At 42.8% G+C, this 14,622-nt stretch carries 14 protein-coding genes and 1 pseudogene; 11 read left to right on the forward strand and 4 right to left on the reverse strand.

Annotation, left to right across the window (positions count from 1 at the left end):
- Positions 1-88 precede the first annotated feature (88 nt).
- From V7K42_RS23380 to V7K42_RS23415, 8 genes are all read left to right on the forward strand, one after another.
- Positions 89-397, forward strand: a complete 309-nt coding sequence (locus tag V7K42_RS23380; protein WP_012410633.1) for a carbon dioxide-concentrating mechanism protein CcmK — start codon at positions 89-91, stop codon at positions 395-397.
- A 90-nt stretch (positions 398-487) separates the two neighbouring features.
- The gene (locus V7K42_RS23385; protein WP_010995041.1) at positions 488-832 is read left to right on the forward strand and encodes a carbon dioxide-concentrating mechanism protein CcmK; all 345 of its coding nucleotides are present in this window, start codon (positions 488-490) and stop codon (positions 830-832) included.
- Between the two features lie 6 nt (positions 833-838).
- On the forward strand, positions 839-1,138 hold the full coding sequence (locus V7K42_RS23390; RefSeq protein WP_322673550.1) for a EutN/CcmL family microcompartment protein: 300 nt from the start codon (positions 839-841) through the stop codon (positions 1,136-1,138).
- Positions 1,139-1,224: 86 nt separating this feature from the next.
- Entirely contained in the window at positions 1,225-3,240 is a 2,016-nt protein-coding gene (locus V7K42_RS23395) for a ribulose bisphosphate carboxylase small subunit (protein ID WP_334919671.1), read from the forward strand.
- A gap of 156 nt (positions 3,241-3,396) precedes the next feature.
- Positions 3,397-4,170 (forward strand): transferase, encoded by a 774-nt coding sequence (locus V7K42_RS23400; protein WP_334919672.1) that lies wholly within the window; start codon positions 3,397-3,399, stop codon positions 4,168-4,170.
- Between the two features lie 56 nt (positions 4,171-4,226).
- Entirely contained in the window at positions 4,227-5,021 is a 795-nt protein-coding gene (locus V7K42_RS23405; protein WP_094327597.1) for a BMC domain-containing protein, read from the forward strand.
- A gap of 443 nt (positions 5,022-5,464) precedes the next feature.
- On the forward strand, positions 5,465-6,406 hold the full coding sequence (locus V7K42_RS23410) for a LysR family transcriptional regulator (RefSeq protein ID WP_334919673.1): 942 nt from the start codon (positions 5,465-5,467) through the stop codon (positions 6,404-6,406).
- A 170-nt stretch (positions 6,407-6,576) separates the two neighbouring features.
- The gene (locus V7K42_RS23415; RefSeq protein WP_334919674.1) at positions 6,577-8,208 is read left to right on the forward strand and encodes a mucoidy inhibitor MuiA family protein; all 1,632 of its coding nucleotides are present in this window, start codon (positions 6,577-6,579) and stop codon (positions 8,206-8,208) included.
- Positions 8,209-8,289: 81 nt separating this feature from the next.
- On the opposite strand, the gene V7K42_RS23420 is transcribed toward V7K42_RS23415, so the two are convergent.
- Entirely contained in the window at positions 8,290-9,771 is a 1,482-nt protein-coding gene (locus V7K42_RS23420; RefSeq protein ID WP_334919675.1) for a GTP-binding protein, read from the reverse strand.
- A gap of 206 nt (positions 9,772-9,977) precedes the next feature.
- On the opposite strand from V7K42_RS23420, the gene tpiA reads away from it, so the two are divergent.
- Together tpiA and folP are read left to right on the forward strand one after the other, a co-directional pair.
- Positions 9,978-10,709, forward strand: a complete 732-nt coding sequence (gene tpiA / locus V7K42_RS23425) for a triose-phosphate isomerase (RefSeq protein WP_334890073.1) — start codon at positions 9,978-9,980, stop codon at positions 10,707-10,709.
- A 52-nt stretch (positions 10,710-10,761) separates the two neighbouring features.
- On the forward strand, positions 10,762-11,622 hold the full coding sequence (folP, locus tag V7K42_RS23430; RefSeq protein WP_334919676.1) for a dihydropteroate synthase: 861 nt from the start codon (positions 10,762-10,764) through the stop codon (positions 11,620-11,622).
- Positions 11,623-11,625: 3 nt separating this feature from the next.
- Here the strand turns inward: folP and V7K42_RS23435 are convergent, their stop codons facing one another.
- Positions 11,626-12,462, reverse strand: coding sequence for an SPFH domain-containing protein (locus tag V7K42_RS23435; protein ID WP_334919677.1), 837 nt, complete (start codon positions 12,460-12,462; stop codon positions 11,626-11,628).
- Positions 12,463-12,875: 413 nt separating this feature from the next.
- Here V7K42_RS23435 and V7K42_RS23440 point away from each other — a divergent pair.
- Positions 12,876-13,221: pseudogene (locus V7K42_RS23440) on the forward strand (hypothetical protein).
- Positions 13,222-13,536: 315 nt separating this feature from the next.
- Here V7K42_RS23440 and pth read toward each other — a convergent pair.
- The gene (pth, locus tag V7K42_RS23445) at positions 13,537-14,178 is read right to left on the reverse strand and encodes an aminoacyl-tRNA hydrolase (protein ID WP_334919678.1); all 642 of its coding nucleotides are present in this window, start codon (positions 14,176-14,178) and stop codon (positions 13,537-13,539) included.
- 33 nt (positions 14,179-14,211) lie between these two features.
- Entirely contained in the window at positions 14,212-14,484 is a 273-nt protein-coding gene (locus V7K42_RS23450; protein ID WP_094341797.1) for a TatA/E family twin arginine-targeting protein translocase, read from the reverse strand.
- Positions 14,485-14,622: the final 138 nt, after the last annotated feature.

Genomic DNA, 14,622 nt, shown 5'->3' on the forward strand with positions numbered 1-14,622 from the left:
AGTGTTTTCTTAGCTATAAGATCAGGCTCTCCCCGTCAAAAAATTCAAACGACAGTACAGATTGCATTAATTTTGTAGGAGTTCTGCGATGCCAATTGCAGTTGGAATGATTGAAACGAAGGGCTTTCCAGCAGTGGTAGAAGCTGCTGATGCGATGGTGAAAGCTGCCCGTGTCACCTTAGTAGGTTATGAAAAAATTGGTAGCGCTCGCGTCACCGTGATAGTTCGGGGAGATGTATCGGAAGTGCAAGCTTCTGTTGCTGCTGGGGTTGAAGCGGCGAAAAGAGTCTTTGGTGGTGAAGTATTATCTACTCACATCATTGCTCGTCCTCACGAGAACCTGGAATACGTCTTGCCAATTCGTTACACAGAAGCTGTAGAACAGTTCCGTACCTAAAAACTGTTTAAAAAAAGTAATTAACGCTCAATACCTTTTTGAGCATCACTTTTGTCCGAAGCTAAAAACTTTAAATAGGGATTAAAACTAATGTCAATTGCAGTGGGAATGGTTGAAACGCTGGGCTTTCCAGCAGTAGTGGAAGCTGCTGATGCGATGGTGAAGGCGGCTCGTGTGACTCTAGTCGGTTATGAAAAAATCGGTAGCGGTCGAGTTACCGTAATTGTTCGGGGTGACGTATCGGAAGTTCAAGCTTCCGTAGCCGCAGGTGTTGAATCAGTGAAGCGAGTCAATGGTGGACAAGTGCTTTCGACTCACATCATTGCTCGTCCTCACGAAAACTTGGAATACGTCCTACCCATTCGTTATACAGAAGACGTAGAGCAATTCCGGGAAAATGTGAACGCAATTCGTCCTTTCGGTAGAAGACCGTAATTTGTAATGCAAATTGCCAAAGTTCGCGGCACAGTAGTTAGCACCCAAAAAGAGCCAACTCTCAGAGGTGTGAAACTACTGTTGTTACAATTAGTAGATGAAAACGGCAATATCCTACCAGAGTATGAAGTAGCAGCAGATATTGTGGGAGCAGGAGTAGATGAGTGGGTACTCATCACTCGTGGTAGTGCCGCTCGTCAAGTTGTTGGCAACGAACAGCGTCCATTAGATGCAGCAGTAGTGGCGATCATAGATACTATTTACGTTGAAGATCGCCTAATTTACAGCAAAAAAGATCAATATTGATAGTCATTAGTTATTGGTCATTAGTCATTAGTGAATACAAAGGACAAATGACCATTGACTAATGACAATATAGGAGGAATCTCGCAATGGCAGTCCGCAGCACGGCAGCACCCCCAACTCCGTGGTCAAGGAATTTAGCTGAACCCAAAATCCATCAAACTGCTTTTGTACACTCATTCTCCAATGTGATTGGGGATGTGCGAATAGGTGCAAATGTAATCGTTGCTCCGGGGACTACGATTAGAGCGGATGAAGGCACACCTTTTTATCTTGGTGAAAACACCAATATTCAAGATGGTGTGGTCATTCATGGGTTAGAGCAAGGTCGAGTAGTTGGCGATGACCAAGAAAAATACTCGGTATGGGTAGGTAAAAATGCTTGCATTACCCACATGGCTTTAATTCATGGGCCAGCTTATGTAGGGGACAATTCCTTCATTGGCTTTCGCTCTACAGTGTTTAATGCCAGGGTAGGCGCAGGTTGCATCGTCATGATGCACGCTTTGATTCAAGACGTAGAAATTCCCCCAGGTAAGTATGTACCTTCGGGAGCGATAATTACTAGCCAGCAGCAAGCAGACCGCTTGCCAGATGTGCAAGATCAGGATAAGGAATTTGCTCATCATGTGGTTGGGATTAATCAGGCGCTACGGGCTGGTTATCTTTGTGCTGCGGATAGCAAATGTATAGCACCCATTCGGGATGAGAACGCTAAATCTTATACAGGTAGTGGTATTACTGTTTTAGAGTTGGAAAGGAGTAGTGAAGTGGCGAGCAATAGCTTGGGTGGAGAAACAATAGAGCAGTTACGCTATCTATTGGAGCAAGGATATAAGATTGGTACAGAACACGTAGACCAAAGACGGTTCCGCACAGGTTGTTGGACTAGCTGCCAACCAATCGAACCGAGATCCCTCCGTGAAGCGATCGCAGCATTAGAAAGCTGTGTAACAGACCATAGCGGCGAGTATGTCCGACTGTTTGGAATTGACAAAGGTAGACGACGGGTGTTAGAAACCATTATCCAACGCCCGGATGGTGATGCTAAACCAGCTACCAGTTTTAAAGCTCCTAATAGTAGTCATAGCAATGGCAGCTACAGCTACAGCAATGGGAATGGTAACGGTAGCAGTTCTGGCAGTGGCAAAGTCAATGGCGAAACTCTAGATCAAATCCGTCAACTTTTGGCAAGTGGTTACAAAATTGGCGTAGAGCACGTAGATGAGCGCCGCTTCCGTACTGGTTCCTGGACTAGTTGCAAGCCAATTGATGCAACTTCCACCAATCAAGTAATCTCTGCCTTGGAAGAATGTATAGAAAGCCATCCAGGTGAGTATGTACGTTTAATCGGCATTGACACCAAAGCCAAACGGCGGGTATTAGAAACCATTATTCAACGTCCAAATGGTCAAGTAGCTACCTCTGGTAGTCAAAAATCATCATTTGCTAGCAGCAGTGGAGGCTCTGGGAGGTCTACGGCAACAGCTACCAGTAATCGGTTGAGTACTGAAGTAGTAGATCAACTCCGGCAATTATTGGCTGGTGGTTATAAAATTAGCATTGAACACGTAGACGAACGGCGGTTTAGGACTGGTTCGTGGATTACTACTGGTCAAATTCAAGCCTCCTCAGAAAGAGAAGCGATTGCAGCCGTAGAAGGACACCTTGGCGAATACCAAGGAGAATACGTGCGCTTAATTGGTATTGACCCCAAAGCCAAACGGCGGGTATTAGAGACAATTATTCAACGTCCAAATAGTCAAGTAGCCTCCTCTGGCAGTGAAAAATCATTTACTAGCAGTACACCCGCGGCTACCGCAACAGCAACAGCTACCAGTACCCGGTTGAGTACTGAAGTAGTAGATCAACTCCGGCAATTATTGGCTAGTGGCTCTAAAATTAGTATTGAACACGTAGACCAACGGCGGTTTAGGACTGGTTCGTGGATTACTACTGGTCAAATTCAAGCCTCCTCAGAAAGAGAAGCGATCGCAGCGGTAGAAAGACACCTCGGCGAATACCAAGGAGAATACGTGCGCTTAATTGGTATTGACCCCAAAGCCAAGCGTCGGGTATTAGAAACGATTATTCAACGACCTTAAGGAATTAGGGGTTAGGAATTAGGAGTTAAGAATAAGCTTTGAATCAAAACTCTGATCTTAAAAATTCCCACACTTCTAACTTATAACTTCTAACTCCCAATTTCTCACAAACTCCTAACTCTTTATTTTCTTCCGGCTTCTGAGGTTAAATTTTTCATGTCTTTGCTGTCACTGCGCCTCAGCAATAACTTTGATTCTTACATTAGTGGTAAGGTGACTATTCATCCAAGCGCAGTACTTGCACCTGGGGTCATCCTCCAAGCGGCTGAAAACAGCAAGATCGTCATTGGGCCAGGGGTCTGTATTGGTATGGGAGCAATTCTCCAAGTCCATGAAGGAACCTTAGAGGTAGAAGCAGGGGCAAACCTGGGAGCCGGTTTTTTGATGGTTGGCAAGGGCAAAATTGGAGCAAATGCTTGTATTGGTTCAGCAACAACAGTTTTTAACTATTCAGTTGAACCCGGACAAGTAGTTCCATCTGGTTCGATTTTAGGAGACACCAGTCGGCAAATTGCTCAAACAAATCAGCCTGAACCATCTGCTAATAATGCTACGGTTACAAGTGCGCCACCGCAGAAAGAAGAGGAAAATGGCTCAGGGGGAGTTAAGGAAAAGGTAACTTCCTCAACTAACTTCTCGGCTGCGGCTTTTGTGGATTTCAAAAAAAATAAGTCAATTTCTTACTTTAAATCTCCCACCACTCCAGAAAGCCAGCCTCCTCCCGTGGAAGAACCAGCCAAGGATGCTGAACCCCCCTTACCAGAACCCATCCAAGAGTCTACAAAACATGACTCAGACCCGAATCAGCTAACTACAGAATCCGCTAACGGTTTCGGCACTCAAATTTATGGACAAGGGAGCATACACAGACTGTTGACTACATTGTTTCCCCATAGACAATCCTTGAGCGACCCAAACTCTGACGATTAGTCTGAGTAAGTGTTAATTGTAAGTTGTCGGCTTTATGATTATCTGGGAAAGTTCACATGGAAACTTCTAATCAACGGTCTATGAATAGCATCCAGGGAGCGAGTAGTTATGAAACCTTTCAGGACACTGCTTTGGGTTTAGTTTCTACCCGCAGCTTTCCAGCGATCGTTGGGACGGCGGATATGATGCTGAAATCAGCAGGAGTTCACCTAGTTGGGTATGAAAAAATTGGTAGTGGTCATTGTACTGCGATCGTCCGGGGTGGAATTGCTGACGTGCGTCTGGCGGTAGAATCTGGTGTCCAAACGGCTGAACAGTTTGGTCAGTTGATTTCTAGCTTGGTAATTCCCCGACCTTATCCTAATTTAGATATAGTGCTTCCCATCACAACCCGTTTCACTAAATTGATGGAGGAGGGCAATTACAGCCGTCTGAGTAATCAAGCAATTGGTTTAGTAGAAACGCGAGGATTTCCAGCGATGGTAGGTGCGTGTGATGCCATGCTTAAAGCTGCCGATGTTCATTTAGCAGCTTATGAAAAAATTGGTGCGGGTTTGTGTACAGCCATTATTCGTGGTTCCGTAGCAAATGTGGCGGTAGCTGTGGAAGCGGGAATGTTTGAGGCAGAACGCATTGGAGAATTAAATGCAGTGATGGTAATTCCCCGACCGCTAGATGAAATGGAGCAAACCTTACCATTAGCAAGCTGCTGGATAGAAAAACACCAACCGTTAAACTTACCAGTGAATATTAAAGAGAAAGAACAGGTTGCCGAAATTGAGGTACTAAGATTACCAGATTTAACCAAGCTCCCGACAAAAATTGCCGAAGAATTATGGAATGATGAATGATGATAGATGAATTTAAGAAAATCATCATTCATCAGGAAGTGGAAGGAATCTTACGCTTTTCTTGTTGTTCTGATAATACCTTCTTAAATCCATAAACAAAATACCTTTATTTTAATAGAAGTAATAGAGTTTTATCTATAATAGAATTCGTAACTTTCTATGAGTATTGCTATACAGGACTAGTATTTGATTTGGAGAAAATATCCGTAGGGGAGCCAGTCGTGTGGGTGGGAAACCCCCGACTTGAGCGAACTGGCGTTGTGTTAGCACGGAGAGTACGGCATCAAACTCTTGATGATGGTGCGTTACGAACTGCTGCGTTCTAACACACCCTACAATATCTAAGTTTTGTTCAAAAATCAAATATGATTCCTATAGCATTTGTAACTGTTCAGTAATACTAGTTTTATATCGATGAATAGCTATTTACAGGAGAAGCACCTTTGAAGCAAGCGACGCTGCACCAGTTAAAGGTATTCGAGGCGGCAGCACGGCACAGTAGCTTTACTCGCGCTGCTGAGGAATTGTTTCTCACCCAACCTACCGTTTCTATGCAAATTAAGCAACTCACAAAATCGGTAGGGTTGCCATTATTTGAGCAAGTGGGGAAGCGGTTATATCTCACCGAGGCGGGACGAGAATTATTTGCCACTTGTCGGCAGATTTTTGGAAATATAGCCCAGTATGAAATGAAGGTGGCAGATTTAAAAGGGCTAAAACAGGGACAATTACGCTTGGCAGTAATTACGACAGCGAAATATTTTATCCCACGTTTGTTAGGGCCGTTTTGCGAACTTTATCCAGGGATTGATATTTCTCTACAAGTAACGAATCACGAACAAATTTTGGAACGCATGAGTCAGAATCTGGACGACTTGTATATTATGAGTCAAGTTCCAGACAATATGGATGTGAATTGTGAGGCATTTTTAGAAAATCCTTTGATAGTCTTTGCACCAGTTAATCATCCGTTATCAAAGGAAAAAAATATTCCGATCCAACGCCTGTCTAACCAACCTTTTATTATGCGAGAACCTGGCTCAGGAACTCGTCGTGCCGTCCAAAGCCTATTTGAAGAACAAGGGGTGACAGTAAAAGTAAAACTGGAATTGGGAAGTAACGAAGCAATTAAACAAGCGATCGCAGGTGGTTTAGGAATTTCGGTTTTATCTCGTCATACTTTACTATCAGACGTTTCAGATTTTAGCATTTTAGATGTCCAACACTTTCCTATTCAGCGAAATTGGTACATGGTTTACCCAGCAGGTAAGCAGCTATCCATTGTCGCTCGTGCCTACTATGAGTATCTTTTAGCTGCGGCAAGGAATTTTGTAGAACAAAAAGCTGATATTCCTTTTAGTATATTTGAACCAGCTAACGACTAATTCATAATTACGTTAGCGTAGCGGTAGGGAGTCCACATTAGCTTTTAGAGTCTCGTAGAGAGCGTCATTACGAATTACGAATTACGAATTACCCAAAGGGGTTGACTGTTAGACCGGGAACCATTGACAATTAACCAGCAGAATCAATTAAAAATGGGGGAAGACTGGCAGTGGTTAACCCGGAAACACCATCTTGGCGCAAAACAGTACAAAGCGAGATTGTAGCTGTTACAGTGTATGCTGACAGAGCATTGGTTACACGACGGGGTGTAGTTGATTTAACAGGAATTGAACAGGAATTAGTAATTACTTCAGTGCCAGAGACTCTAGAAACCGAGTCTGTCAGGGTTAGTGGTACAGGGACAGTGCCAGTGCGTTTGATAGGAGTAAGTAGCGATCGCATTTACACTACTGAACCTGTGGCGGAGCGTGTCGCACATTTGACAAGGCAAATTGAGCAGTTAGAAGCGGAAAAACGCCATCTACAAGCGCAAGTCGATGCTTTAGCATTACAGTCTAGTTTTATCGCTGGGTTACGTGAAAAAACCGAAGAACCCTTTGCACAAAGTTTGTCTCGGAAAAATCTTAGCCTAAGCGAAACGTTGGATTTTTTGAATTTTCTTGGAAGCCAGTATAGTGAATATGCGATCGCATCTGGAGAGTGCAAAACCCAACAGCAGGAATTAGACAAAGAACTGCAAGTACTCCGCGCCTCATTGCAAAAAATCCAAACACCCCATCCCAAAGAAAGTTTGAGCATAGTTGTAGGAGTTGAAGTAGCGGGTGAAGGCGAATTTGAATTAGAGGTGTCTTACATAGTAAATCGCGCCAGTTGGACTCCGCTTTATGACTTGCGCTTTAGCACGACTAGCGATATTGTGCATCTGGGCTACCTTGCAGAAATCACTCAAAGCAGTGGCGAAGATTGGATTGGTGCAAATCTCACCCTTTCTACCGCTAAACCGGGATTAGGTACACTTCCACCTAAACTTGAACCCTGGTATATTGATGCGCCACGTCCACAAATGTTACGACAACGACGATTTGCTGCCCAGCCACCACTGCTGCCTAGCATAGCAGAACCACCTAGTGCTGCTGCCAGAACAGATTGGCAAGGAGAAGACGAAGGTGCAGAAGATGTTCTTATCCAAGCAGAAACTGTTACAGCAGAAGTATCCAAAGAAGGGAGTGTAGTTACCTTTAAATTGAATGGTGGCGGTAACATTCCCAGTGATGGCGCACCTCATAAAACGACGATTTTCAACGATGATTACCCTTGTAACTTTGATTATGTAGCAATGCCGCGTTTGGTAAGTTTCGCTTATTTACAAGCAAATGTCAAAAATAATCCCAGCGGTACGACTTTGTTACCAGGTCAAGCGAATATTTTCCGCAACAATGTTTTTATCGGAACAACTCAGTTAGATAATATTGCACCAGGGCAAGAATTTAAACTAAATTTAGGGATTGATGAAGGTTTAAAAATCGAACGCGATTTAGTTGAACGCGTGGTCGATAAAAGATTAATTAGCAACCAGCGCCGGATTACTTATAGTTATCGGTTGATAATTACGAACTTACTCGATAAAGAAGTAAATCTGAAGGTAACTGAGCAATTGCCAGTTAGCCGCAACGAGCAAATTAAAGTGCGCCTCAGCCGCAGTAACCCTCAAATTCAGCTTGGTGAAATGGGCATTGTAGAATGGCAGTTAACTCTTCCAGCACGAGAACGACGAGAGATATATTACCAATTTAATGTTGAACATCCGCCTGAGTTAATGGTTGTTGGATTAGATATTTAGAATTTTTTATTTTATCGAAACAGAATTCAGGAGCCAGGAGTCAAGAGTCAGAATAAATTCTAGATACCGCACTTATATGCATCACTTTCTGAGTTTTACCTTATAGAGCAATTCATCTTTAATCCGATTGAGAATTGAAGTCTCATCCAGGTTTGTCAAAATACGATTAATCACTGCTTTCGGCCCATCAGGCCCCCAAGTCGCGCCGTTAGCTAAATAAACTTTGGTAACTTGTCCAATCCCGTAAGAAGAAACACCAGCTACTCCCGCTTGGGTCAGCGCCACCGATATATAAGGGCCAAGGGCAAGACCTGCTGTTGCTGTTGCAGAGATCCCAAGTAAAGTTTTCAATCCACTCAAGCCCAAATTTGCCAACAATTCACTAGCACCGATTCCGCCCATACTCAGGGCGATTTTTTGTAGCAATTGGACAGCTCCGGCTTCGGTCATAGAGAAGCCGTAGAGCTTAGATAAACCCAAAATCAGAGCAATATCAATAACCACACTACTCAGAATATCTACCACAGTTACGGGATTAACTGCGATCGCTAATGCCTTAGTCATCACAGCCTTCCAAATCAACTGATTAGCATTCTGTTCCCGAATCATCAGTTTTCGTTCGATTAACTGCTCATTTACAACATCGGCATAAAGCATGGTATTAAGAGCAACTAAGGCTTTACCCTCACGGTGCAGAATCTCCAAGATTTTCAGCTTCAGTTCTTCAACTTGGGCATTCCCTGTACGCAACTGTATGCCCCTAGTACCATCAGGGCGACGAATAGCTGTCTTCACCAATGGCGATGCCGCAGCCATAACAATTTCTAAAGGTGTGAGTAATTCCCGCACCCTTTCATCCCGGATTTTGTGATAAATAGCCATCCGATCTGCTTCTGGATACTGGTCTACTTTGTTAAACACCAAAATTATCGGTTTACCAGCTTCCCGCAACTGAGAAAGGGCGGCATATTCTAGCTTTGTCATATCGCCAGAAATCACAAATAAAATCAAATCCGCTTGTTTGGCAATCTGTTCAGCTAACGCGGCACGAGTTGCACCATCTACTTCATCTAACCCAGGAGTATCAATTAATTCCACCTGCGATTGACCTACACCAGGGAGAGTAACCCGCAAAGCCCGTTCAGTTTCTCCAATCGCTTCCTCACTAATACTCCAATTAACTGTTTGTGCAGTCCGGGTGACACCGTGCAGGGGCCCTGTTTCAAATACTGTTTGTCCAACCAAAGAATTGAGTAGCGAAGACTTACCACGTCCCACCATGCCAAAAGTCGCAATCTGCACCACCATCCGGTCTAACTTCCCCAGCATGGTTTCTAAATCAGCAATTTCCGTTTCCAATCCAGTTTTTTCTTGGGGGGTGAGGTCGAGATTGGCTACCAAGTTTCGCAGCGCCGTTTGTGCTTGTTTATAGTTCAGTTCCGTTTGAATGTCTTCAAAACTGAAAATGGCACTGTCAAGTTCTTCCTCCCAACTAGGAGAATTTGCTTCAGTGTTAGCAGAATTGCTTTGATGAGGTTCAGGCACGGGTAATGGCGAAGTCATATCAATTTGAGATTTGGGATTTATTTGATTAGCCCCGTCTCTTATCCTAGTTATTTTTAGCAGGGGTTTGTGGCTCAAAGGAGAATAATCCTCATCAGTGCTGAGTGGGGAGTAAAAAGGAATAGCCCAATGACTAATGACTAACAAAAAGTCATAAACTGAAAAATGCATCTAAATAGCACGTTAGAATCTTGACTAAATTACCTGTGCGGAAAATCGTTATTGCCGGCAACTGGAAAATGTTCAAAACCCAGGCAGAAACCCAGGAGTTTTTACAAGGATTTCTGCCCCACTTAGAGGAAACCCCCCAAGGGCGAGAAGTGATATTGTGCCCTCCATTCACTAATTTAAGTGTTTTGTCCAAAACTTTGCACGGTAGCCTCATCCAACTGGGGGCACAAAATATCCATTGGGAAGAATTTGGAGCCTATACGGGTGAAATTTCTGGCCCAATGCTGACAGAAAGTGGTGTGCGCTTTGTGATTGTCGGTCATAGCGAACGACGACAATACTTTGGTGAAACGGATGCAACCGTTAATCTGCGCCTCCGAACTGCTCAAAGGTTTGGTTTGACACCTATTCTTTGTGTTGGTGAAACTAAACAACAACGAGATGCAGGAGAAACTGAATCACTGATTGCTCTCCAACTCGATAAAGGTTTGGTAGATATCGATCAGAATAATTTGGTGATTGCTTATGAACCGATTTGGGCAATTGGCACTGGTGAAACTTGTGAAGCACTGGAAGCTAATCGAATAATTGGCTTAATTCGGAGCCAGTTGAGTAATCCAAATGTATCAATTCAATATGGTGGCTCAGTTAAGCCAAATAATATTGATGAAATCATGGCTCAACCAGAAATCGATGGCGTTTTAGTGGGGGGAGCAAGTTTGGAACCTGAAAGTTTCGCTCGGATTGTGAATTTTCACTTAGTGTAATATGCTTTCTTTTCGTTCCCATGCTCTGCATGGGAATGCCTAATATAGATTTATGCCAAGCAATTTGATAATTCGAGAACGCTGTTTTGAATGGGGACAGCGAACTTATTTAATGGGCATTTTGAATGTAACGCCTGATAGCTTTAGTGATGGGGGTGAATTTGACACTACTTCTACCGCCTTAGTACAAGCGCAAGCACTCGTAACTGCTGGTGCTGATATTATCGATGTGGGCGGTCAATCAACGCGGCCAGGGGCAAAGCAAATAACTCTGGCTGAGGAACTTGACCGGGTGTTATCGGTGTTACAGGTACTAAGACCGAAAATTTCAATTCCGATTTCTGTAGATACAACCCGTGCGGCTGTAGCCAGGGCATCTGTAGAAGTTGGAGCGGATATTATTAATGATATTTCTGGTGGCAGTTTTGACTCAGAAATGTTGCCGACAGTGGCAGAGTTAGGTGTGCCGATTATTTTAATGCACATCCGGGGGACACCACAGACGATGCAACAACAAACTGATTATCAAGATTTGCTCAGAGAGATTTATAGTTTTTTGGCTCGACAAATTAAGGTAGCAACTGCTGCGGGCATTGACCAGGATAAAATCATTATCGATCCTGGTATTGGTTTTGCTAAGAACTATGAGCAAAATTTAGAAATTTTTCGCGGCTTGCGATCGCTAACAACACTTAACTGTCCTATCTTGGTAGGGGCATCCCGTAAAAGTTTCATTGGTCGCATTCTAAATCAACCAGATCCCAAAGCACGAGTTTGGGGAACGGCAGCAGCTTGTTGTGCTGCTATTTTTAATGGTGCTGATATCCTCCGAGTTCACGATGTTCAAGAAATGCGCGATGTATCATTAGTAGCCGATGCTCTATTGAGACAACCTATACAGGATGATTGCTAGGTATTACCGTTCTTCGTTTTTTTTGCCGTTACCTTCTTGAGTTACTGACTCGGCTATCAACTCTTGGAACATTTCACTTGAGTTAGCTGGGTCTACAAAGACAATTTTGGCATTACTACTCTCACCAAGTTTTTGGCTAGCATCTACGTAATCTTGAGCCACAAGATACCGCAAAATATCCCTACTATCTGGATTGGAACGGAGAGCTTGAGAAATGATTTGCACTGAAGCCATAGTTCCTTCTGCTTTTTTAATAGCAGCTTCCTTTTCCCCTTCTGCTTCAGTAATCAGTGCCCGTTTTTTAATTACGGCGGCTTGCTCCTCTTCCCTAGACTTTCGTACACTCTCAGGTAAAGTAATACTCTGAATATCTAATCGGAGAATATCAACTCCCCAATCTGTCGTTATATTATTCAACTGGTCTAAGATAGCTGTGTCCATCTCCGATCTGGAGACATTGGTCTGTTCTAGGGTGTTTTGGGCAATAATTTCTCGGAGCGTGGTTGTAGTTACCTGTGTTAATGCCCCTTGCAGATCCTCAATCGCATAAAAGCTTTTCTCAATATCTCGAATCCGCCAGTAGACAATAGCATCCACCTCTACGTAAATATTATCTTGGGTGATCACATTCTGAGGCTTGATGTCTAAATACTGCTCTCGTGTAGTATCTTCCATCACAATCTGATCTACCAAGGGAACAATAAAGTTCAGCCCTGGTTTCAGTTTGCGATGATACCGCCCCAAGCGTTCGACTAAGGCTTCATTTCCTTGATTAATCAGTTTTGCAGAACCTAATGCATAACCTATAAGGGCTAAAACTATAGCAATAATTGGCTCCATGTATGCTCCTATTCAGCTTTCGGGAGAATTTAGTGTCAAAGATATGCTACTAGCTTGTCATATCTTTAGAGTTTAATGTTTTGAGTCTGTAATTTTATAAACGCTAGCAGCGATGTCGAGTCACTGCACGTCTTGTACATATTTTTTAAGTAGAACTATTTTGCGGAATGCGTAGAAGCTCTGCTTCTTGTCGTTAGACATCGCTATTAAAGCACCTCGATCGCACCCTGGCAAGGACTACTTCATGTAATTAACATTACTTGTACTGACATCTTCAGATAGGCTGGACTGACATTCAGTATATTCTCTTAACTTTAATTAAGTTAAGGTAAAATTTAGTAGCAATTTTACAATTCCGCTACGAATCGGGTTAAAATTTGCTTCAGACATTAAAAATATAATATAAAAATATTATGGGCAGATTGTTAATAAAACTTATAGGTTTAATCCTACTTTTCACAGGGTTATACTTTTTTGGTCAAAACATTATATTTGTTAGCGGTTACTATATACCTTTTGCCAGCAGATTACCAGCTACAGTTTCCGTATTAGCGATTATGACAGGTGTGTTTACATTGGTGTTTTTTCGCCGAGAGGCTAGTCAGCTTGGATGGATTTTGTTAGGGATTGGCGTAGTACTAGTTTTCTTCAGTGGTGGAGTAATTTATTAGATCGACTAGCTTATGGAATTTATTTGTTGCTTTCGCCGCATTAGCAGCCGGATATAAATTATTTAATGAGGGCAGAATAAACTTTTAGACTTTTGAAATATAATCAAATTTTCTCATATTTGCTATAGCAATCTTATTTGATTGATGAGAATTGAAAGTCATAGTTACCCAACTTCTCAAAGAAGTCGGGGATTTTCTGTCTAATGAATAACTTAGGATTGTGAGAGTAGGCAAAACTATATTTATTGCCAGGTCATATTACAGTCATAAAAATTTGACATTATAAATTTTTCCATCCGATCTACTAGCGCTAAGAGCGCATTAATGGCTTTATTTTGGTTGGATGGAGCAAGCTAAAATCGCTGCCCATCAACCCAAATAAGCGCCTTTACCAAACTTACCCCTAAGACTCAGAATTATTAATGGTGCGGCTATTACAAACATTCATCGCCTTTTCTACTCCCTGCTTGAGGCTTAGTTCAATACACTCAACCACGAACTGAAGTACAAGAGACATCTGCTGATTTTCGGCGGCAGAAAATCGCCCCAAGACATGGGAGACAGTCTCAGAATTATCGTTATTATCTGCACTTTTGGGTTTACCAATACCGATTCGTAAACGGGGAAAGTTTTGGGTACTAAGATGTGCGATCGCACTTTTCATGCCGTTATGTCCCCCAGCCGAACCAGATAAGCGCAGCCGAGTTTTTCCCAATGGCAAATCCATATCGTCATAAATTATCAGTACGGACTCAGGCGGCAATTTATACCAACTTGTCACCGCTTGAATTGACTGTCCTGAGCGATTCATATATGTTAACGGCTTTAACAAGCGAATCTTACCTCCACTTGGGGCTATACCCTCGCCATACTCACCCTGAAACTTGCGGTTTTCTGCTAAAGAAATGCGCCAAGAACGAGAGAGAGTTTCTACAGCAGCAAAGCCAATATTATGGCGTGTTTGGTCGTACTTGCTTTCTGGATTCCCCAACCCGACAATTAGCTGGGGAATCACCAAAGCTGGTTGCGTAACAGCTTCTGTCATTTTGCCTACAGTCAATTGATATCCAGCATTCTCCTAACTAGGTTGAGAAGAACTAGCGGTATCCTGCTCAGATTTAGCAGGATAGATTTGCTTAGGTTCCAATTCAGCAGTAGTCTTGACAGCTTCTTCTAACTGTTCTGCTTCTTTTTGAAACTCGGTTTGAAATTCCTTAGAAGCTTCTTGAAAACTACGAATTGTTTTGCCCACACTCCGACCAATTTCTGGTAACTTCTTTGGGCCAAAGATTAACAGCGCTACTACCATAATTACAGCCATTTCCGGCAGACCAATACCAAATATATTCATTTTTGTCTCCTGTCAACTATAGAACCACTACAGAAACTCACATATTATCAGTAAACCAAAAAGTTTTTTCCCAAGAGCGATCGCTAATCAAGATTACGTACTTTAAAGTACTATATACTACAAAATATATAATTAATG

It is taken from the genome of Nostoc sp. (assembly GCF_036917455.1).
Lineage (GTDB): Bacteria > Cyanobacteriota > Cyanobacteriia > Cyanobacteriales > Nostocaceae > Nostoc.